At 62.2% G+C, this 23,670-nt stretch carries 9 protein-coding genes; 6 read left to right on the top strand and 3 right to left on the bottom strand.

Annotated elements, in window-relative coordinates:
• The first annotated feature begins 46 nt into the window (after positions 1-46).
• Positions 47-994: a DUF1853 family protein gene (locus ACLBW8_RS16730; protein ID WP_447805882.1), complete on the top strand. Its 948-nt coding sequence runs from the start codon at positions 47-49 to the stop codon at positions 992-994.
• Here the strand turns inward: ACLBW8_RS16730 and pvdP are convergent.
• Entirely contained in the window at positions 987-2,606 is a 1,620-nt protein-coding gene (gene pvdP, locus ACLBW8_RS16725; RefSeq protein WP_447805881.1) for a pyoverdine maturation tyrosinase PvdP, read from the bottom strand. The two genes, ACLBW8_RS16730 and pvdP, sit on opposite strands and share 8 nt — an antisense overlap.
• A gap of 142 nt (positions 2,607-2,748) precedes the next feature.
• Here pvdP and pvdM point away from each other — a divergent pair, with 142 nt between their 5' ends.
• From pvdM to pvdO, 3 genes are read left to right on the top strand one after another with little or no spacing between them, the layout of a single operon-like run.
• Entirely contained in the window at positions 2,749-4,098 is a 1,350-nt protein-coding gene (gene pvdM / locus ACLBW8_RS16720; protein ID WP_447805880.1) for a pyoverdine-tailoring dipeptidase-like protein PvdM, read from the top strand.
• Positions 4,099-4,116: 18 nt separating this feature from the next.
• Positions 4,117-5,397: a pyoverdine-tailoring periplasmic protein PvdN gene (gene pvdN / locus ACLBW8_RS16715; protein WP_447805879.1), complete on the top strand. Its 1,281-nt coding sequence runs from the start codon at positions 4,117-4,119 to the stop codon at positions 5,395-5,397.
• 32 nt (positions 5,398-5,429) lie between these two features.
• Positions 5,430-6,302, top strand: coding sequence for a dihydropyoverdine dehydrogenase (pvdO, locus tag ACLBW8_RS16710; RefSeq protein ID WP_447805878.1), 873 nt, complete (start codon positions 5,430-5,432; stop codon positions 6,300-6,302).
• Positions 6,303-6,444: 142 nt separating this feature from the next.
• On the opposite strand, the gene ACLBW8_RS16705 is transcribed toward pvdO, so the two are convergent.
• Positions 6,445-7,272, bottom strand: coding sequence for a formyltransferase family protein (locus tag ACLBW8_RS16705; RefSeq protein WP_447805877.1), 828 nt, complete (start codon positions 7,270-7,272; stop codon positions 6,445-6,447).
• A gap of 198 nt (positions 7,273-7,470) precedes the next feature.
• Between ACLBW8_RS16705 and ACLBW8_RS16700 the strand changes: the two genes are divergently transcribed.
• Positions 7,471-9,123, top strand: a complete 1,653-nt coding sequence (locus tag ACLBW8_RS16700) for a cyclic peptide export ABC transporter (RefSeq protein ID WP_447805876.1) — start codon at positions 7,471-7,473, stop codon at positions 9,121-9,123.
• Positions 9,124-9,232: 109 nt separating this feature from the next.
• Positions 9,233-11,674, top strand: a complete 2,442-nt coding sequence (locus ACLBW8_RS16695; RefSeq protein ID WP_447805875.1) for a TonB-dependent siderophore receptor — start codon at positions 9,233-9,235, stop codon at positions 11,672-11,674.
• 143 nt (positions 11,675-11,817) lie between these two features.
• Here the strand turns inward: ACLBW8_RS16695 and ACLBW8_RS16690 are convergent, their stop codons facing one another.
• The gene (locus ACLBW8_RS16690) at positions 11,818-23,670 is read right to left on the bottom strand and encodes an amino acid adenylation domain-containing protein (RefSeq protein WP_447805874.1); all 11,853 of its coding nucleotides are present in this window, start codon (positions 23,668-23,670) and stop codon (positions 11,818-11,820) included.

Here is a 23,670-nt window from a genome sequence, read left to right as displayed (position 1 = left end):
TGGTTCTCAGCCACCCGTACAGCGCTTAAAAGGCTATGCTCGGACCATGACTGTGTTCCCAGACTTGCTCAACCTGCCCCGCCAGTTGCGGCACCCCGAGGTGCGCGATTTGGCGTGGGTGATGATCGCGCCCCCCATGCTCGCCCAAACGCCTTGGCCGCAACGCCATCCGCTGGCCGGCAGCGACTGGGTGCAGGCGCCCCATCTTCTCGAACACTGGTTACGTACACTCGATCAGGACAGCAGCGCCCTGCAGCATTGGCTGAGCTTGGCACGCACCCGCCGTCTGGGCCTGTACTACGAGCGCCTGTGGCAATTCGCCGTGCAGCATGCACCGGGTGTGGAGTTGCTGGCTGCCAACCTGCCGATCCGCCGCGCCGGGCATACCTTGGGTGAGCTGGATATGCTGCTGCGCGACCGCGACGGCGTGCACCACCTGGAACTGGCGATCAAACTCTATCTGGGCCCGCAAGACGGCAACGGCCATAACACCGCGCAATGGCTCGGCCCCGGCTGCCATGACCGGCTGGACCGCAAGCTGGCGCACCTTGCCCAACATCAACTGCCGATCTCGGCACGTCCGGAAAGCCGCGAAGCGTTGGCGGCACTGGATATTCAGCAGTTCGATGCACACTTATGGCTGGGCGGGTATTTGCTCTATCCGTGGCCGGGCCAGGCCGAACCGCCCCGAGGCGCCCATCCGCAGCATTTGCGCGGGCGCTGGTTGCATCAGCGCGACTGGCGGGACTTCGTCAGCGCGAGCCCGCCGGGGCGTTGGCAACCCCTGCCCCGGCATGCGTGGTTGGCGCCGGCGCACTACCCGGCGAGTGAAGTGTGGCGTGAAGAACAGATGCAAGGGTGGCTGGCCGAACTCGAGCCAATGGCGCCGGCGCAACTGCTGGTAAGGCTGGTTCAGAACGGCGAGGACTGGGAGGAAGCCGAACGTTTGTTCCTTGTGGCGGACCTTTGGCCAAACGTTCCTGGGCTCACTTGACCTTCAAGTGCCGCGCATACCAGGGCCGCTGCGGCACGCGCTTGAACAATGCCTGCAGCCCCTCTTCTTCGGCCGCAAATGTAATCCGCAGCGCCAGCTTCATGGTTTCCGGGTCCATTTCCATCGACCGCCCCATCTGCAAACCCGGCGTGGTACTGCAGCCATGGGTGTCCGGCCCCAGCCACGGGTCACCCACTTCCACCCAGCGCCCCGGCGCAAACCAGGCCACACCGTTGACCTCAAGCCGGCTGACCTCGCCTGGATTAAACCGCTCATGGGCGCGGAACCAGTCCTCGATACGGTCATCGATCCAGCCGTGAAAGTGCCAGAACACCGGGTTTACATGGGATGAAAACGGGTCGCCGAGGAAGTCGTTCTCCGGCGCATACCAACGCGCGGCAAAGTCCGCAGGGTCGCGGGCGAACGGCACCGGTGCGCCGTTGGACGGGTCACGGGGCACCGAGGCCCAGCGCATGTGCAGCCAGTCGTGCAGGCCCAGTTCCATTTCGGAACCTAACTGGCCCAAGGTCAGCTTGGCCAGGTAACGCGGGTCGCGGTAGTGGGATTCCCACACCTGGAAGTTACTGTGGTAGGTCTCGGCCGCCTTGATATCGCTGACCCACTGGGTGTAGTCGCCATCGTCCGGCGCCGACCAACTGGGCGGAAGTGCAAAGCCATCATGATTATCGAAGTACCGCACAAAGCCCAGGCGATCGCGCTCCAAGGCGGGCTGCGGCTCGGGGAATTGCGGCCACGACGGCAGGTCTTGCAGGGAACGCGCGGTGCCGAGCATATGGCGGTGCATGTAAAAGAAGTCGATACCTGAACCATTACGGTCTTTGCGTTTGCCGCGGGCGTCGCGCTCCTGACCGCGCGGCCCGGGTTGCCAGCCGATACCACGCAAGGCGTCACGTTTTTCCTCGGACAGCTTGTGCCACTGGTCACGGGAGGCATGCCACAGCTGGTGAAACAGCCGGTGTTCGGGAGAGATCAGCCAAGCCAACAAGCTCGGGTTGAGCCCGATACGCTCGCGAGCCTCGGGAAACAGTTGCTTGTGGGCGATAAAGCGGTTGTCGCGTTCGGTCAGGGCCAAGGGCCGATTGAGGTCGAGGATCTGCCCACTTAAGGTCCCGCTGCCGGCGTTGGCGAAGTCGGCCCAGACTTCGTCGAGGCGCATCTTGAATTCATAGGCGGGCGCGCCATTGGCCGTCTCGCGGTCGATCAGGCGCCAATAGAGCAACGCGCCCTCGCCTGTCAGCAGGTCACCCAATACGCGGTAACGCGGCTCACCCTCGCCACGCAAATTTTCAGCGGTGTCCAGGTAACCGCGCAAACCACGGCCACGCGGGGCGATATCAAGCAGCAATTGCAGGCCTTGCAGCGGCAAGCCCTTGAGGCCGGCGTCACGACCTTCCAGACGCAGGTCCCAGACGCCGCGCAGGGTGTTCGCCAAGTGCTGGCCTGCGGTGTCGGCCAAGTCCACCGTGGCCTCGCCCGCCGTGATGGGGAACTCTTCTTCACGCGTCAGCTCGCGATGGGCATAAAAGGCCGCCGGCACGGCAGCGCCCGTCAGCGCCAGGCCTGCGATGAACCCACGTCGAGAGATGGTCATTGTCTACCTTAGAAAACGGCTTAATCAGAGCTAGAACGTTGGCGGCTGCGACAAATTTACTGTCGCCTGGCCTGGGCCTAAATTTCACCCGCCATCGCTCGTTCTTCCCTGATAGCAAAGGCCTCAACTGACTGAGATGGCAATGACAAAACCACGTTCGAAAAAGGCGTTGTATATCGGCCTGCCGCTGGCACTGGCCATCGGCGCCGGAGCCGGCTTTCTGGTTTGGGACCACTGGTTCCGCGGCAATGCCGGTTACCCGCTGGAGGTGATCAAGCAAGCCAATGACATGCAGGACCGCCTGCTGTCGTTTGACAGCCATATCACGGTGCCCCTGGATTTCGGCACGGCCGGTAATGAGGCCGACAAAGATGGCAGCGGCCAGTTCGACCTGGCCAAGGCAGCACGCGGGCGTTTGTCGGGCGCCGCCCTGACGATTTTCGGCTGGCCGGAAATCTGGAACGGCGCCAATGCGCCGCACAAACCCAGCGATGGTTTTGTCGAAGAGGCCCGTCACGAGCAAGAGGTGCGCTACAAGATCATCTCCGGCATGGTGCGCGACTTTCCTAATCAAGTGGGCATCGCCTACACCCCGGACGATTTCCGGCGCCTGCATGGCGAGGGCAAGTTTGCGATCTTTATCAGCATGCTCAACGCCTACCCGCTGGGCAACGACCTGAACCAGCTGGACCTGTGGACGGCGCGCGGCATGCGCATGTTCGGCTTCAGCTACATCGGCAACAACGCCTGGTCCGATTCGTCGCGCCCGCTGCCGTTTTTCAATGACTCGACCGACGCCCTCGAAGGGCTGTCGGATATCGGCCAGCAAGCGGTGCATCGTCTGAATGACTTGGGCGTGATCATCGACGTGTCGCAAATGTCGACCAAGGCCGTGGAGCAAGTGGCGCAGTTGAGCCGCACACCGATGGTGGCGTCCCACTCGGCGCCACGCGCGTCGGTGGATATCCCGCGCAACCTCAGCGACAAGGAATTGCAGCTGATCAAGAACAGCGGCGGCGTGGTACAGGTGGTGGGCTTCCCGGCCTATTTGCGCCCGCTGAGCCAACCGACCCAGGACAAACTCAACGCCCTGCGCGCGCGTTTCGATTTGCCGCCGCTGCCCAACCTGGCCATGGCCTTGATGCCTGGCGACGCAATTATCGCCGCCTGGTCCGAGCAGAAGTTCGGCCAGTACGCCAGCGCGCTGTACGCGATTCTCGACGAAGAACCCAAGGCCTCCCTCAAGGACTGGGGCGACGCCATCGACTACACCGTGCGCAAGATCGGCATCGATCATGTCGGTATCTCGTCGGACTTCAACGACGGCGGCGGCATCCAGGGCTGGGAGAACGTCGGCGAGGTGCGCAACGTCACCGCCGAGCTGATCCAGCGCGGTTACTCCGAAGCCGATATCGCCAAGCTGTGGGGAGGCAACTTCCTGCGGGTGTGGGACCAGGTACAAAAAGCCGCCAAGCCATTGGCCAACCGCTAATCACCTAGAAGCAAGTCCATGACCGACCGCCGTACATTTCTCAAGCAGGCCGGCGTATTCGCCGCCAGCCTGCCGCTGGGCGCCGCCCTCCTCCCACAGGCCTTGGCAGGCGAACCGGCACCCGCTACGAACGACCCATGGACGGGGCTCAAACAACTGTTCAACCAAGACCCGGACTACCTGCACTTTTCCAACTTCCTGGTGACTTCACATCCCAAGCCCGTGCGCGAAGCCATTGACCGCTACCGCCAGCAGATCGACCGCAACCCGGGCCTGGCGATGGACTGGGGCCTTGAGGAAACCTGGAAACGTGAGGGCCAGGTGCGCGAATGGGCGGGTCGCTACCTGAACGCCACACCGCCTCAGATCGCGCTGACCGGCAGTACGTCGGAAGGCCTGGCGATGATCTACGGCGGCATCAAGCTGCGGGCTGACCAGGAAATTCTGACCACCGAGCACGAGCACTACGCCACACAGAACGTCCTGGACTTTCGCGTCGCCCGGCAAAGCACGCAGGTACGGCGAATTCGGTTATTCGAAAATGCCCACCAGGTGTCCGTAGACGAAGTGCTCGGCAACATCAAACGCGCTATCCGCCCCAATACCCGTGTGCTGGGCATGACCTGGGTGCAATCCGGCAGTGGCGTGAAGCTGCCCATCGGCGAGATCGGCAGGTTGGTGGAGGCACTCAACCGCAACCGTGACGATAAGGACCGCATTCTCTATGTGGTCGATGGCGTGCATGGCTTTGGCGTGGAGGACCTCGACTTTCCGGCCATGCACTGCGATTTCTTTATCGCCGGCACCCATAAATGGATGTTCGGGCCACGCGGCACCGGGCTGGTCTGCGCTCGCGATGCCGAGAACAAAGACGTGACGCCGATGGTGCCGACCTTCTCCGAAGACACCAATTTTGCCACCACCATGACCCCCGGGGGCTTCCACGCTTTCGAGCATCGCTGGGCGGCGGACGAGGCCTTCAAACTCCACCTGCAGCTGGGCAAGGCGTCGGTGCAGGCGCGTATTCACGAACTGAACACGGAGCTGAAAAACCAACTGCTGGCCCACCCGCAGATCGAGCTGGTGACACCGCGCAGCACCGAGCTTTCAGCGGGCTTTACGTTCTTCCGCGTCAAGGGCCAGGACAGCGACGCCGTAGCCGCCTACCTGATGAAAAACCGTGTGGTGATCGATGCGGTAGACCGCGATGTCGGCCCAGTGATTCGCACCTCCCCCGGCCTGCTTAACAGCTCGGACGAGATCCAGCACTTCATGACCTTGCTGAGCCAACGGTTGTGACGGCCACTTTTTCCTTTGAACGAGATGCCCACATGAATCCATCCCGACTCAACCCCCTGGCAGCCCTGGCGCTGACCGCCCTGTGCGCTGCAGCGCTGCCCAATCTGGCCCAGGCCGCTACGCCGCAGCCCGGCAAGGTATTCAAGGACTGTAAGGACTGCCCGGAAATGGTGGTACTGCCGGCCGGCACGTTCACCATGGGCACCCCCGAAGACGAAGTCGGCCGCGAGCCCGACGAAGGCCCGATGCACGACGTGACCTTCGCCAAACCCTTCGCCATGAGCCGCTTCCACATCACCGCCGGTGAATGGGACAGCTATATCCGCCAGAGCGGGGTCAAGATCGCCGATGGCGATACGCGCCCCGGCCGCGAATGCATCGCCAGTAAACCGCGCTACCCGCAGGGGCCGCGCCAACCGGCGGTATGCATGGACATGGACGACGTAAAGAACTACGTCGCCTGGCTGTCGAAAAAAACCGGGCAGACGTACCACATGGTCAGTGAAGCGCAGCGTGAATACGCCGCCCGCGCCGGTTCAACCGGACCGTTCCCGTTTCCTTTCGATGCAGGCAAGGGCTACAGCATCGCCGAACATGCCAATACCTACGGGCCGGCGGATGGCTACAGCTACTCTTCGCCGGTCGGCAGTTACCCGCCGAATGCATTTGGCATGTATGACATGCATGGCAATGTGTATGAGCGTGTGGCCGACTGTGAACACCCCAACTACATCGGCGCGCCTACCGACGGCAGCGCCTGGATGGAGCCGAACTGCGAGAGCTACCAGATTCGCGGCAATGACTGGGGCGAAGCGCCGGTATTTTCGCGCTCGGGCAACCGGAACAACATCTACCCGCAGACGCGCGGTGACTGGATTGGCTTTCGTGTAGTGCGCGATCTCTAAGGCCGACACCCTCAAATGTGGGAGCGGGCTTGCTCGCGAAGGCGGTGAATCAGTCGATACATCCGGCGACTGACACAGCGCTTTCGCGAGCAAGCCCGCTCCCACATTTTGCCCTGCATACATCAGCTGCAGCTCGGCTGAATCAGGCCTGCCTGGCCAGCAATTCCAAGCCCTCATGCAACGCCGGGAACAGGCTGTTGTTGAAGTTGTTCCAGCGCAACTCAAGGATGGTGTCTTCCGGCGAAATCTCGGTTTTGAGCACGTCGTGGAACACTTCACCGGAGTCGATGCCGTTGTCCACGTAGTGGAACGACGCCCCGGTAAGGTATAGCGGCTCCGACGGCGTGGTTGCCTTGGTCGCCCAATCCACCACGGTTTGCCCGCGCGCGCCATACAAGGCGTTCCAGGTGGCGTAAGCCCCACGGCGCTCGTACGGCGATTCGATGCGGGTAATGCCCGGGTGAATGTTCATGATGCGCCGCGCAAACGGTGCGCCCGGCCGTACCAGCTCATCCAGAATCACCAACAAACCATCCAACACCACGACATCAGCCTTCAACTCCACGAGCGTGTCGTGCAAGCGTCGCTCGAAATCCTGCTTGCCGGCGATGTGTTCGGCGCTGCCGCGAGGCAGGCGGCGATAGGTGGATGGCACACTCAGCAACAGGTCGTTGACCGGGTGCCCCTGCACCCGCAAGTCCGCCGGGTAAAGCCACTGGCGGCCGGGCTTATAGGCAAAGCCGTAATCGCTGACCAACTGCTGGTCCCGTGGGTTCTGCTCGTCATCGTCGTAGATCACGCCGACCAGGTTATACGCCTCGCCCAGCGGTGTGTCGTTCAGCGACCCCACCAGAAACTCCAGCACCGATTTCATGTAGCGCTCGTGGTCTTTGTAAGCCACCGGCTGCCCTGCCTTGTCGGCGGCGGCATTTCTCAGGGACCACACATACACCAGGTTCTTTTTGGTCATTTTTCGCTCTCGCTGAATGGACTGCGCACAACGCCAATACACGTGCGCCTACAGCACAAGAACGAACCAGCCCAGCGGCAATTTATACCTCGCCACTGCCGTCGGGCGCGCCGAGCTAAATACTCGCGCCGACGCTTCGTTTGTCATGGGTAAGGGTCTGTGTGCCCAGCCCCTCTTTTCACTCTCCGGGATGTATTTATGACCGACCCCAAACGCAGCGCCTTCAAGGGGCTGCTCGCCTTGCTCAGGCCCTTTCGCACCATCGTGACCGTCTCCGTCGCCCTCGGCATGGTCGGCGGCCTGGCCATCACCCTGCTGCTGGCCACCATCAATAATGCCCTGCATTCGGCCAACGGCATGACCCAAGGCGTGGTCCTGACCTTTGCGGCGCTGTGTGTGCTGGCATTGATCAGCTCGATCATTTCGGATATCGGCACCAACTACGTCGGCCAACGCATCATCGCCGCCCTGCGCAAAGACCTGGGCGAGAAAGTGCTGTCGGCGCCCATCGGGCAGATCGAGCAGTATCGCTCGCACCGCCTGATCCCGGTGCTGACCCATGATGTCGATACCATCAGCGACTTTTCCTTCGCCTTCACGCCGTTGGCCATCGCTGCCACGGTCACCCTCGGTTGCCTGGGTTACCTGGCCTATCTGTCGGTGCCGATGTTCCTGATGATGGTAGTGGCGATCATTATCGGCAGTGCCGTGCAGTTCATCGCCGGTGGTAAAGGCATCCAGGGCTTCGACCTGGCACGCAGTCATGAGGATGAACTGCAGCGTTATTACAACGCGATCGCTTCTGGCGCCAAGGAACTGCGCATGCACCGGCCACGGCGTTTTCGCATGAACACCCATCGCATCCAGGAAACCGCCGACCGCATCAGCGACATCCAGGTGCGCTCGGTCAACATTTACATCCTGGCCAAGACGTTTGGCTCGATGCTGTTCTTTGTGGTGATCGGCCTGGCCCTGGCGATGCAGGCCTACAACCCGAACCCGGACCCTACCGTGATCACCGGCTTCGTGCTGGTGCTGCTGTACATGAAAGGCCCGCTGGAACACCTGCTGGGCTACCTGCCGGTGGTGGGCAAGGCGAAGATTGCCTTTGGCCGTATCAGCGAGTTGTCGCAGCGCTTCTCCTCCCCCGAACCGCACCTGCTGATGGACGACAGCGAAGCCCCCAAACCGGTGGTCAACAGCCTGGAACTGCGCGGCGTGAGCTACAGCCCACCGGCGGTTGAGGGCAGCGAACGGTTCCACCTGGGGCCGATCAACCTGAGCATCAAGCAAGGCGATATCGTATTTATCGTCGGCGAAAACGGCAGCGGCAAGACCACCCTGATCAAACTGTTGCTGGGCCTCTACCCGCCCCAGGCCGGCGAGATCCGGCTCAACGGCGAGGCCGTGACCGACCCCGAGCGCGATGATTATCGCCAGCTGTTTACCACGATTTTTTCCGACTATTACCTGTTCGATGACCTGGTGCAGGGCAGCGCCACCCAGTCATTGGACAGTGCCGCCAAATACCTGGAACGCCTGGAGATCGCGCACAAGGTCAGCGTGAAGGATGGCGTGTTCAGCACCACCGACCTGTCTACCGGCCAACGCAAGCGCCTGGCCTTGGTCAACGCGTGGCTCGAAGAACGCCCGGTGCTGGTGTTCGACGAATGGGCCGCCGACCAGGACCCGGCCTTTCGCCGGATCTTCTACACCGAGCTGCTGCCGGACCTTAAGCGCCTGGGCAAAACCATCATTGTGATCAGCCACGACGACCGCTATTTCGACATCGCCGACCAATTGGTACGCCTGCGCGCCGGCCAGGTGGTGCACGAAATGGAGCCTGCCTGAAATTTCTTTTCCGGTTTTCCCAAGTAGGAACGTCTCACTAGTGTTAATGAGAACCAGAATCAATAAACACCTATAACTTGCCCACTTACACATAGAAGAGAAAGCATCCATGCCAGCAAGACTCGGTCTCAGCCCTCTGAGCAAAGCGCTATCCATGCGCCGGGCCCTGAACATTAATCTTCTTCCGAGCGCCCTGGCCCTGGCGATATCGCTGCCGGTTGCAGGCTATGCGCAGGCGCAGGAGATCGAGCTGGATATTCCTTCACAGTCGCTGGGGAGCGCGCTGCAGGAATTCGGTCGTCAGACCAACGTGCAGGTGCTGTACAGCCCGAGCGATGTGCAGGGCAAGAACAGTCGCGCGGTGAAGGGCAAAATGGAAACGCAGCGGGCAATTGATACCTTGCTGGGTGGGACTGAGACCACTCACAGCCTCAGTGGCAACTCGCTGACCGTGACCGCTGCCGGTACAACCGAAGCGTTGGAACTGAGCCCGACCCAAGTGACCGGCAACGCGTTGGGCAACATTACCGAGGACTCCGGCTCCTACACGCCGGGCACCATTGCCACAGCCACACGGCTAACCCTGACGCCTCGGCAAACGCCGCAGTCGATCACTGTCATCACCCGTCAGCACATTCAGGACTTCGGCCTGAATAACGTTGATGACGTGATGCGCCACACCCCGGGCATCACCGTGTCGGCCTATGACACCGACCGCACCAACTACTATTCCCGTGGTTTCTCGGTCAACAGCTTCCAGTACGACGGCATTCCCTCCACCGTGCGCAACGTCGGCTATTCGGCGGGTAACACCCTAAGCGACATGGCCATCTATGACCGCGTCGAAATACTCAAGGGCGCCACCGGCCTGCTTAACGGTGCGGGTTCCCTGGGCGCGACCATCAACCTGATCCGCAAGAAGCCAACCTCGGAATTCAAGGGCCATGTCCAGCTGGGCGCAGGTTCCTGGGACAATTACCGCAGCGAAGTCGACGTCAGCGGCCCCTTGACCGACAGCGGCAACGTCCGTGGTCGCGCAGTGGCGGCGTATCAAGACAAAAAGTCCTTCATGGACCACTACTCACGCAAGACCGAAACCTACTACGGCATTACCGAATTCGACCTGTCCCCCGACACCATGCTGACGGTGGGCTTCGACTATCAGGACAACATTCCACAAGGCTCCAGCTGGTCCGGTGCCTTCCCGTTGGTGAAATACGACGGCAGCATCAACAAGATGCCGCGCTCCTATAACAACGGCACCACCTGGAGTTCCTGGGAGCAAAATACCCGTACCGCCTTTGCCATGCTGCAACATGACATGGGCGACGGCTGGGTCACCAAGTTCCAACTCGACCATAAGATCAACGGCTACCACGCCGACCTGGGCTCGATCCAGTTCGTTGAGCCTCAGTCCGATGGCACCGCGTCGATCAACGGGCAGAAGTACACCGGAGAAACCAAAAGCACCTCGGCCGATCTGTACGCCACCGGGCCTTTCAGCCTGTTCGGCCGCGACCATGAACTGGTGGTGGGCGGCTCGATCGGTACCTCGCGCTGGCAGGGCAAGGGTTATTGGTCGCCGGAATGGCCAGGCGGCAACAAAGTGGACTTCTACAACTGGAATGGCAAGATCGACAGGCCGATCTACGGCCCGGTCCAGCAGTACATCGACGACACCATTCGCCAGAACGGCTACTACATGACCACACGTTTGAACGTGATGGATGACCTTAACGTGATCCTCGGCGGACGCGTCGCCAACTACCACGTCACCGGTAATAACCCGTCCTACAAAGAAACCGGCCGGTTCATCCCATATGCCGGCGTCATCTACGACTTGAACGACAACTTCTCGCTGTACACCAGCTACACCGATATTTTCCAACCCCAGGAAAGCACCTATAAGGACCGCGACCAAAAACTGCTGGAACCGGACGAGGGGCAAAACTACGAGTTCGGCCTCAAGGGCGAGTTCCTGGAAGGCCGCCTGAACACCAGCATTGCCTACTTCGAAGTGCATGAGACCAACCGCGCTATTTCGGACGATGCCTACAACAACCAGACCCCAACGCCGAACAACTACGCGTTTAAGGGCTCCAAGGCCGTCACCAAAGGCTACGAAGCGGAGATCTCCGGTGAGCTGGCCCCGGGCTGGCAAGTCCAGGGTGGCTACACCCACAAGATCGTACGCGACGAAGACGGCAAGAAAATCTCCACCTTCGAGCCGGAGCATCAGGTCAACCTGAACACCACCTACAAGCTCAAGGGTGACCTGGACAAGTTCACCGTCGGCGGCGGCGTGCGCTGGCAGAGCAAGGGCTGGTACGAAATCTATAACTCGCCGCTCGAAAAAAACCAGGACATTACCCAGTCGTCCTACACAGTGGTGGACCTGATGACCCGCTACCAGTTGACCAAGAACCTCTCGGCCACCATCAACCTCAACAACATCTTCGACACGACTTACTACACCAACGTGGGCTTCTATAACTCGGCGGCCTACGGCGAGCCGCGCAACGTGATGGTCAGCACCCGCTGGAACTTCTGACCGGAGGCCTTGATCGCCCAGGCGATCAACTCAACGCCCGATGAAAGCCCTGCTTTCATCGGGCATTTTTATGCATGCACCACCTGAAACAAAGCCCAAAAAAACCCGGATCAATGATCCGGGTTTATTCGTACAACAGCCCCTTACTCCATGGCAGCCACCAGGCTATTGATGAACGCGGCGCTGTCGATGATCCCGTCATGATCAGTCTCGATCATCACCGAACGCTCGATGCGCCCCTGGCCAATCACACCGGCCATGTTCTGTTCGATCAGGTCCTTGAAGTGTCCCGCGCGGCTCAAAGAAGCCCACCAGCAACTGACCGGAGCCTGGATCGGCTTGAAGTCAGCCGCTGTCATGCGCTCGCTGAGTGCGCGGTCAACCTCCCAGGAAATCTGCGCTTCATTGCCACGCAGCAACTCGTCCTTGATGCCGTTGAAGGCCTCACCCAGGGTCTGTTCGGCCCAGGCTACAAACGCCTGCCATTGCCCGGCTTCATCCGCAGCCTGACGCCGGCACTGTTGCCAAGCCCCTTCAATCTGCTCGGCAAACGCCGGGAACATCACCCCAAGCAACGCCGCACGGCGCTCATTGGCTGATACTTCACGATCATCCTCGATCACCACCGCGTCCCAATAAGGCTTGAGCCACTGCGGTGGCGCCGAATCAATCCAGCCGACAAATTCGACCTCACGCCCGGCTTGCTCCAGTGCGTAGGCGACTTCCATCGCCAGGTTGCCGCCCAGTGACCAGCCGGCCAGGCGATAGGCACCCTGTGGCTGAGCCTTCAACAATTGCGCGGTGTAATCGTCAACCATCGCCTGCCATTCAGGCACCGGTGCGCCCTCTTCCACCAGCGCACGGCAGATCACACCGAACACCGGGCGCTGCTCCCTGAGTGCCAGGGCAATGGCGGTGTAGCAATGCACCGAGCCGAAACTTGGGTGGAACATGAACAGCGGCGTGCCTTGGGTCTGGCTGTTGAGCTTGACGATCAACTCGCTGCGTACCTCGCCCTGCACGCAATTGACCTGCCCACGCACGGTGGGGTTGAGCATCAACTGGCTGACGGACAGATTGACCCCGCTGACCTGCCTGATGCGCTCCTTGAGCAGCAGCACGCGCAATGAATGGCCACCCAACTCAAAGAAGTTGTCGTTCAGCCCGACGCGCTCAACACCGAGCACCTCGCTCCAAATCGCCGCGACCTGCTGCTCAATGTCGCTTTGCGGTGCCTGATAGTCCTGCGCAGCGTTTGCTTCAGGTTTGGGTAGCGCTTTGCGATCGAGCTTGCCATTCGGGCTCAACGGCATCTGTGTCAGCACCACCCATTGCGCGGGCACCATGTAATCCGGCAGTTGCGCAGCAAGGTGAGCGCCGAGCAAGGCTTTCCAGTCCGCACACGGTTCCTGCAACACCAGGTAACCCACCAGGTGCGTGCCGTCCACGGCCAGCACGGCGGCTTCACGCACGCAGGCATGCTCCAGCAGACGCGCCTCGATTTCACCCAACTCGATCCGCAGCCCGCGCAGCTTGACCTGATGGTCGATGCGCCCGGCGTACTCGATCACACCATCGTCGCGATAGCGCGCCAGGTCGCCGGTACGGTACAGGCGCGCACCACTGCCGAACGGGTCAGTCACAAAACGTTCAGCGGTCAGCGCCGGCCGACGGTGATAACCCCGCGCCAGCCCGATGCCGCCCAGGTACAGCTCACCCAACACGCCCACCGGCGCCGGCGCCAGGTTGCCGTCGAGCACATAGCAACCCAGGTTGGCGATGGGCCGACCAATCGGCACCGCATCATGCCCTTCATCGACACAGGTCCAGTGGGTCACATCAATGGCGGCTTCCGTCGGCCCATACAAGTTGTACAACTGGGCACCGGGCAGCTTGGCAAACACCTGCTGCTGGGCATCCACGGGCAATGCTTCACCGCTGCAGACAATGCGTTGCAGGCTATGGCAGGCACTTACCGCCGAGTCCTGCAAGAACGCTTGCAACATGGACGGCACGAAGTGCAGCGTGGTGACCTGCTCGGCGTTGATCAGGCGGACCAACCTGGCCGGATCGCGATGTGCCCCGGGCGCGGCCACCACCAGGCGCGCGCCGGACATCAGTGGCCAGAAGAACTCCCACACCGACACGTCAAAGCTGAACGGGGTTTTCTGCAACACGCTATCGCTGGCCTCCAGGCCATACGCCTGCTGCATCCAGCAGAGCCGATTGGTGAGCGCCGAATGCCGATTACCGGCGCCCTTGGGCTGCCCGGTAGAGCCCGAGGTGTAGATCACATACGCCAGGTTTTCGCCATCGACGGCGATGTCAGGATTGTGCGCGCTATAACCCTCAAGCCACGCCTCGCCCGTCTCCAGCACCAGGTGCTGAACGCCCGCCGGAACCGGCAGTTGTTCCAGCAGATGAGCCTGGGTCAGCAGCCACGTTACGCCACTGTCCTGCATCATGTAGGCGAGTCGGTCACGCGGGTATTCCGGGTCCAGCGGCACGTAGGCGCCACCGGCCTTGAGCACGGCCAGCAGACCGACGACCATCTCGATGGAGCGCTCCACCGCCAGGCCCACCAGCACGTCCGGCCCCACGCCGGCCGCGATCAAGCGATGCGCCAGGCGGTTCGCCCGACGGTTCAGCTCGGCGTAACTCAGGTGCTGCCCGGCAAACGCCAGGGCCGTAGCGTCTGGCGTACGAACCACCTGCGCCTCGATCAATTGATGCACGCTCTGGTGCAGCGGGTAGCTTTGCGCCGTGGCGTTCCAGGCCTGCAGCGTCTGGCGCTCGGCCAATGCCACCGAAGGCAGCGCGGCCAGGCACTGGTCGGCATCCATAATCAAGGCACTCAACAGCTGCTGGAAGTGCTCGGCCAGGCGCTGGATATGCGCGGCACTGAAGGCCTGGCGGTCGTAGTTGAATTCAAGCCCCAGGCTTTCGCCCATGCCCAGGAGCACGGTCAACGGGTAGTGCGTCTGCTCCAGGCTGTGCACGGCGCCAAAGCGTAAACCCGACGGCGCGCCCTGCTCCAACGCCTCGGACACCGGGTAATTCTCGAACACCAGGATGCTGTCGAACAGCGCCTCCCCGCCCAGACCGGCCCAACGCTGGATCTCGAACAGCGGCGTGTGTTCTTGCTCACGCAAGCGCACATTCTGCGACTGGACGTGTTGCAGCCACTGGCTGACTGGCATCTGCGCCTCAGGCGTGGCCACCACGGGCAGCGTATTGATAAACAAACCGACTTGCTGCTCGATACCGCGCAGCTCGGCTGGTCGGCCTGCCACGGTGGCACCGAACGCGACGGTAGCCTGCCCGGTGTGATGGTGCAGCAGCAACAGCCAGGCGGCTTGCACCAGCGTATTGAGGGTGACCTTGTTGCTCTGGGCGAACACTTTGAGACGCTCGGTATGCGCGGCATCAAAGCTCAGGCGATGTTCACCGTTGGCCGCCGGGGCCGTCTGCACCTCGCTCGACTGGCCGCATGCCAGCCGCGTAGGCGCCTGCAGGTTGACCAACTGGTCTTTCCAGAAGGTTTCGCTGACGGCCTTGTTCTGCGCCTGCAACCAGGCGATGTAATCGCGATAGCGCCCCGTCGGCGCAGCCAGCGGCTCGCCGGCGTAGTGTTGCAACACCTCACCAAACAACTGCGAACCGCTCCAACCGTCCATCAGGATGTGGTGGTTGGTATAGATCAGGTGATAACTCGACACCCCAGTGCGTATGACCGACAGGCTCAGCAGCGGCGCCTGTTCCAGCACGAAACCCTGGGCCCGCGCCGATTCGGCCAGGCTATCGAGGGCCGCAGAGCAATCCGCGCGGTCCGTCCAATCGAGCGCTTCAAGCGGTATGCGCCGCTGCTTGTAGACCACCTGCAACGGTTGCTCGACATCGGTTTGCCAGAGGAAACCACTGCGCAGAATTTCATGCCGGTCGACAGCTGCCTGCCAGGCCTGGCGGAAACGCGGGACATCCAGCCCGTCCACATCGATGCGCATCTGGTTGATGTAGTCGCCCGAACCTTCGCCATACAACGACTGGAACAACATGCCTTGCTGCATCGGCGACAACGGATACAGGTCTTCCACCTCAGAGAAGTTCAGTGGCAGCGCATCCAGCTGGCCTTGAGACAAGCGCGCCAGGGGGAAGTCCGACGGCGTTACGCCTTGATTTGCCGGAGCACAGCAATGCTCGATCAAGGCCTTGAGTTCCAACGCGTACTCGTCCGCCAACTGCTGCACGGTCGCTTGCGCGAACATCTCTTGGCTGAAACTCCAGTTCAACTTCAATTCGCCTGCGTAGACCTGGCCATTGATTTCCAGCCAGTTGCCCAGCGGCGCGTCAAGGCTTTGCTCGGCACCACTGGCGTCACCGGAAGGCGCGAACAAACCTTCCTGTTCGCCGCCCTCGAAACTGCCGTCGAACTGCCCCAGGTAGTTGAACGTGATACGTGGGCGCGGCAATGCACTCAATGCCTGTTGCGCCTCGGCATTACCCAGGTAACGCAAGGCACCAAAGCCAAGGCCTTTGTCGGGTACAGCGCGCAGTTGCTCCTTGATGTGTTTAAGGGAACCCGCCAGGGAATCGGCCGGCGTCAGTTGCAAGGGATAGAGGCTGGTAAACCAACCCACAGTGCGGGTCAGGTCGATCTCATCGAACAAGTCCTCGCGGCCGTGGCCCTCCAAGCGGATCAACATCGACGTGTCACCGGTCCAGCGCACAATGACGCGCGCCAGGGCCGTCAACAGCAGGTCGTTGATCTGGGTACGGTAGGCACTGGGAGCGTCCTGCAACAAACGTCGGGTAAACCCTGGGTCCAACTGGGTCGTCACACTCAATGTATGACGGTTGCTCAGGCTGGCCTGCGGGTCGGCGCCCGGCAAACCGGCGCGGCTGCCGTGTAGCTGGGTCTGCCACCACGTCAACGCCTGCGCCAGCGCCGGGCTGCCGGCGTAAGCTTGCAGCCGCTCGGCCCATGCGCGCGTGGAGCTGGTCTTGGCGGGCAGCACCACCGCTGCGCCTTGGGCAATTTGGCGGTAGGCCGTTTGCAGGTCCTCCAGGAGGATGCGCCAGGACACACCGTCCACCACCAAGTGATGGATCACCAGCAACAAACGCTGTGAGCCATCGGCCATGCCCACCAACACCGCGCGCAGCAACGGGCCTTGACTCAGGTCGAGGCTACGCTGGGCTTCCTCGCCCAAGGCTTCAAGTTCTTCGAGGGTCGTGAGGGTGGTCTGCCACAGCACCTGTTCGGCCTGATGCTGGTCTGCACTTCGATACGCCGCACTCCAGCCATTTACACTTTGGGCAAACGTGGTGCGCAGGGCGTCGTGATGCACAATCAGCGCCTGTAGAGCGGCCACCAGCACAGGCACCTCCAGCCACTGGTGCGGTTGCAGCACCACGGACTGGTTCCAGTGCTCACGCGCCGGGATGTCATCGGCAAAAAACGCATGCTGGATCGGCAGCAGCAACAGCTCGCCGGTCAGCGCCGACTGATCAAGCAGCACCGCGCCCTCGCCTTCGCGGGCGACGGCCGCCAGGCTCTGGACCGTCTGGTGTTGGAACAGGTCCTTGGGCGTGAACCGCACACCCACTTGGCGCGCTCGGCTGACGACCTGGATCGAAATGATCGAGTCGCCGCCCAGTTCGAAGAAGTTGTCATGCAGCCCCACGCGCGGCAGGCGCAGCACGTCGGACCAGATCGCGGCGATCTTCTGCTCCAACTCACTCTGTGGCGCCACATACACCTGCTGCATCAGGCTCACGTCCGGCAGCGGCAGGCCTTTGCGATCCAGCTTGCCATTGGGCGTGAGTGGCATGCGCGCCAGGAACATCAGGTGCGTGGGCACCATGTAGTCGGGCAGGCGGGTTTTCAAGGCGCGTCGCAGCGCTTCACGGCCGTTCGATTGCGCCACGGCATCGTCGATCAACGCCGGGTCCAACGGCACCACATAGGCGACCAACTGCTTGCCGGTCGGCCCTTCCTGGGCCACCACCACGGTTTCACCGACGCTGTCCTGCTCGCGCAGACGGGCCTCGATTTCACCCAGCTCGATGCGAAAACCACGAATCTTCACTTGATGGTCGACACGGCCAAGGTAGTCCACCACGCCGTCCGGGCGGCCACGGGTCAAGTCGCCGCTGCGGTACACGCGGCTGCCGGGTTTGCCGAACGGGTCCGGCACAAAACGCTCGGCGGTCAGCGCCGGACGCTCCAGATAACCCCGGGCCACGCCCTCGCCTCCCAGGTACAACTCACCGGCCACGCCGATCGGTTGCAGGTTCAACTGCGCGTCCAATACGTAGCCGCTGCGGTTGCCCAGCAACGTACCGATAGGCGCATAGACCGCGCCGCAAGGGTCGCCCTCGCGGGCCTTCCACAGCAGCGGCGTGACCACGGTTTCGGTGGGGCCGTAACCGTTGAACAGGTAGGTCGGCTTGAGCGCACGCCAGGCCAGGTCGTAGCTCGCCTGCGCCACCGCGTCGCCACCAAAACAATACACGCGCACGGCCGGCGGGTTGCCGTCGCGTTCGGCATGCTCGGCCAGTTGTTGCAGGTACACCGGCGGGAACACCGCCATCGTCACGTTATGGCGGTGCATTTGCGCGTAGGTGTATTCCGGCAGCCACAGGCTGTCATCGCGGATCAGCACGCTGGCGCCGTTGATCAGCGGGTGCATCCAACCTTCGTGGGAGCCGTCAAAGGCGAAGGACATGAAGTGCAGTTCGCAATCGGCCGGGCCGGTTTCATAGCGCTCGCCGGTGGCGATGATATGCGCCACGAGCGGGCCGTGCGATACCGCCACGCCCTTGGGCAGGCCGGTGGAGCCGGAGGTGTAGATCACGTAGGCGAGGTTGTCGCCGTCCAGTGCGACCCGTGGATCGGTGTCGTCAACCTCGGCCCAGGCCTCGGCCTGATCAACCGCAAGCGCTTCCAGGCCTTGCGGAATCGGCAGCCGCTGCTGCACCGCCGAGTGTGTCAGCAGTAGCTTGGCGCGGCTGTCCTGCATCATGTACAGCAGGCGATCACGCGGGTATTCCACGTCCAGCGGCACATACACGCCACCCGATTTCATCACGGCCAGGAACGCCACCATGATCTCGGCACTGCGCGGCATGGCGATGGCCACGCGCACTTCCGGGCCCACACCACGGGCGATCAGCGCACGCGCCAGGCGATTGGCCTGGCGATCGAGTTCCCCGTACGTCAGCGTTTGCGCATCGAATTTTACCGCCACTGCATTCGGGTTTTCCCGAGCACGGTCGGCGACCAATTCGTGCACCAGGCGTTTGGCCGAGAAGCCCGAGTCGGTGCAATTCCATAGCTGTAGAATCTGTTGCTGCTCAGCAGTGTCCAGCAGCGGCAATTGGCTGAGGGTTTGCTGAGGGTTGGCAACCATGCCCTGCAACAGGTTCTGCCAATGGCGGGCCATACGGTGCACGGTGTCGGCTTCAAACAGGTCCTGGGCATAACCCAAGGTGGCCCAGATGCCTTCGGTGGATTCCTGGATATCCAGGTCCAGGTCGAAATGCGCCGTCTTGCTCTCCCAGTCCAGCCCTTCGACCCGCAGTTGCGGCAATTGATGCTGGACCTGGGCCTGGCCCACATCGGTCTGGTGGTTGAACATCACTTGGAACAAAGGGTTGTGACTCAGGCTGCGTTCCGGTTGCAGGGCTTCCACCAATTGCTCGAACGGCAGGTCCTGATGCGCCTGGGCATCCAGCGCGCGCTGACGCGTGTGCTGCAACAACTGCTCAACGCTCATCTGGCCATGCAGGTCGGCCTTGAGCACCTGTGTGTTAACGAAAAAGCCGATCAGGCGCTCGGTCTCGCTGCGATTGCGGTTGGCAATCGGCACGCCGACGCGGATCTCTTCCTGGCCGCTGTAGCGGTGCAGCAAGGTCTGGAATGACGCCAGCAGCAGCATGAACAGCGTCACGCCTTGTTGCTGGGCCAGTGCCTTGAGGTCGTGGGCCAGTGTCGGGGCCAGCTCGATCGGCAAGCGTGCGCCACGGTGGCTCTGCACGGCCGGGCGTGGATGGTCGAATGGCAATTCCAGCACGCTCTGCTCACCGCCCAGCACCTCGCGCCAGTACGCGAGTTGACGGGCTTTCTCGCCCGCGTCCATCCAGTTGCGTTGCCACACGGCGTAGTCGGCGTACTGGATCGGCAGTTGCGGCAATTGCACGCCCTGCCCTTGGCTGTAAGCGGCGTAAAGCTGCACCAGCTCCTCCACCACCAACTGCATCGACCAACCATCAGACACGATGTGATGCTGAACCAGCACCAGCACATGTTCGTCAGCCGCCAGACGCAGCAGCGTCACGCGCAGCAACGGTCCTTGTTGCAGGTCAAACGGCCGGGCGATTTCAGCTTCGACGCGCGCCTTGAGTTGGGCCTCCTCGACATCGGCACGCACCATCGGCAACGACGCCACCGGGTCAATCACCTGCACGGCGCCATCGTGCGTCTGGCGCAAATGGGTACGCAGGCTTTCGTGACGGGCCACCAACGTATCGAAACTGCGCTGCAACGCCGCCGTGTCCAACCGCCCTTTCAAGCGCAGGGCGCTAGGTATGTGATATGCGGCGCTTTGCGGCTCCAGTTGCCACAGGAACCATTGGCGCTCCTGGGCATACGACAACGGCAACGGCTGGTCACGCCCCACCGGCAGCAACGCGGGAGCTTTGGGCGCGGTCGGGGAATGGGCTTCAATGGCCGCGACAAATCCATCCAGGCGCGGCTGCTCAAACAGCATCTTGAGTGGCACTTCGAGGTTCAGCGCCTGGCGCATGCGCGAGACCACCTGCATGGCGAGCAGGGAATGCCCACCCAGCTCGAAAAAGTGCTGAGTCAGGCCCACACGCTCAGTACCGAGGATATCGGCCCAGATCCCGGCAACTTGTTGCTGTAGAGCGGTGACAGGCGCTTGCCAGTCGGCTTGGACCGAAGTGGCATCGGGTTTGGGCAGGGCCTGGCGGTCCAGCTTCCCATTGGGGTTCAACGGCATGCGGGCGAGGAAGATCAGGTGCGCCGGCACCATGTAATCCGGCAATTGCTCGCGCAGGCGGGCCTTGAGCTGCTCACCGGCGGCCAGCTGTTCTGGCTCGGACAGCGCTTGTGTGGGCACCACGTAAGCCAGCAACTGGTTGTCAGCGGCCAGCAGCAGCGTTTCGCGCACGCCTGTCTGGGCCAATAGCAACGCCTCGATCTCACCCAGCTCGATGCGGAAACCACGGATTTTCACCTGGTGATCGACTCGCCCGACGTACTCGATCACCCCATCGGCGCGACAGCGTGCCAGGTCACCGGTGCGGTACAGGCGCTCGCCCAAGCGGCTGAACGGGTCGGCGACAAAACGTTCGGCGGTCAGTGCAGGTCGCTGCAGATAGGCACGCGCCAGGCCGCTTTCACTGGCGATATACAGCTCACCCACGGCACCGACCGGCAGCAGATCCAAATCGCGGTCGAGCACATACAACGCACGCCCCGGCAGCGCCCGACCGATAGGGCTGGCGCTGGCGCCGATCACGGTCGCATCGTCGCTGCAGTCCAGCACGCTGGACACCACCGTCGCCTCGGTAGGCCCGTAGGTATTGAGCAGGCGTACATGCCCGAGCCCCGCGCGACGCCACAGAGCCGGGCCATCCAGCGGCATGGCTTCGCCGCCGATATGCACCTGGCGCAGTGCGCCGTAAGCGCGTGGGCCGGCCGCCAGGCAATCCTGCAGGAAAAGTTTCCAGTAGGCCGTCGGCAAGTCGGCCAGGGTGATGCCCTGGGCGATAATCTGCCGGTACAGCTCGGCACCGTCCCACAGCTGCGGGCCACGCAGGACCACGCTGGCGCCGACGGTCAGCGCCGGGTACAACTGCTCGACGAAACCGTCGAAGTTCAAGGTCGCAAACTGCAACACCCGGTCATCCGGCGTCAGGCACGAGTAGCCCGCAGCGATCTTTGCGAACTCACTCAAAGCCGCATGGTTGATCGCCACGCCCTTGGGTTTACCAGTAGAACCTGAGGTGTAAATGACGTAAGCCAGGCTGCGCGGTTCGAAGTCGAGCCCGGGATTGTGCTCGGCACACTGCGCCAGTTGCGCATCGGCCACATCGATGTCCAGGGCCGACACGTGTTCAGGCAGTGGCAAACGCTCACGCAGGGACGACTGAGTCAACACCCGCTGTAAGCCACTGTCGTCGAGCATATGCAGCAAGCGCTCACGCGGGTATTGCGGGTCGAGCGGCACGTACGCGCCGCCCGCCTTGAGCACCGCCAGCAGGCTCACCACCATGGCAAACGAGCGCTCCACGGCAATGCCGACCAGCACCTCCGGGCCTACGCCGTGGGCGATCAGGTAATGGGCCAGACGGTTGGCCTGGCGATTCAACTCGCCATAGCTGAGGGTCTGCTCATCCAGGGCCAAGGCCTGGCGTTGCGGGTGCTGCTGGGCCTGGGCCTCGAACAGCTGATGCACCGCCTGCAGTTCGCCGCCGGTGGCCGGGGCATTCCATTCCTTGCGTATCACCGTTTGTTCGGTTGCGCTCAGCATCGCCACGTCACTGAGACGGCTGTGCGGTGCACTCACCACTGCGTGCAGCAGGTTCTGCCAATGCTGCGCCAAACGCTCTATTGTCGCGGCATCGAACAGGTCAGTGGCGTAGGTCAGCGCCGCCCAGATACCTTCCGGGGATTCATGGGTGTCCAGGCTGAGGTCGAAGTGCGTGGTTTGGCTGTCCCAGTCCAGCTCCGAAACGCGCAAGCCGGGTAATTGCTGCCCCTCGCGCCCGCCCTGGGCGTCGGTCTGGTGATTGAACATCACCTGGAACAACGGGTTGTGGCTCAGGCTCCGCTCGGGCTGCAACGCCACCACCAGTTGCTCGAACGGCAAGTCCTGGTGCGCCTGGGCCTCCAGTGAGCGCCGCTTGGTCTGCTGCAGCAGTTCGACAAACGTCATCTGCCCGTCAAGGTCGGCCTTGAGCACCTGGGTGTTAACGAAAAAGCCAATCAGCCGCTCGGTTTCGACACGGTTACGGTTGGCATTTGGCACGCCGATACGGATGTCCGACTGCCCGCTGTAGCGATAGAGCAAGGTCTGGAACGAAGCCAGGAGCAACATGAACGGGGTGGCGCCCTCTTGCTGCGCAAGGCGCTTGATGTCGCTGACCAGTGCCGGTTGCAGATGCACCTGCAGGCTGTTGCCGCGATGGCTTTGTTGGGCGGGTCGCGGATGGTCGAGGGGCAACTCCAGCACGGGCTGCTCACCGCCCAGCAGTGCCTGCCAGTACGCCAACTGACGGGCCTTCTCCCCCGCTTCCATCCAGCCGCGCTGCCACAGGGCATAGTCGGCGTACTGGATCGGCAAGTCCGGCAACGCCAGGGTGCGGCACTGGCAGCAGGCCGCATAGAGCTGCACGAGTTCCTCGACCATCACCTGCATCGACCAGCCATCGGAAATGATGTGGTGCTGGACCATCACCAGCACATGTTCATCTTCGGCCAGTTGCAACAGTGTCACGCGCAACAGCGGCGCCTGGAGCAGATCGAAAGGACGTGCAACCTCCGCTTCCACCCGCGCCATCAATTGCTGTTCGTCCGTTTGCATCTGCACGATTTCAACCCTGGCTTCAGGCATTACCGCCTGCAACAGCTGCTCACCGTCCTGTACCAAGCGGGTACGCAGGCTTTCGTGGCGGGCCAGCAAACGGTCGAAACTCTGTTGTAACGCCGCGAGGTCGAGCTGGCCTTGCAGGCGCAGCGCCCCAGGAATGTGATAGGTGGGGCTGTCCGGGTCGAGCTGCCAGAGAAACCACTGGCGTTCCTGGGCGTAAGACAATGGCAATGTGTCGACATCATGCCGGGTGGGGGCGATCGGCAATTGCGCGAAACTCATGCCGCGCGCTTGCAGGCGCTGATAAAACTGCTGGCGTTGTTCAAGCGGCAGGCGAAGAAAGCGCGAGACCAGATCGATATTCGGGTTGGAAAGCAT

It is taken from the genome of Pseudomonas sp. M5A4_2d (assembly GCF_053345295.1).
The sequence above is the reverse complement of the archived record's forward strand: the minus strand, read 5'-3'. Positions and strand labels throughout refer to the sequence as shown.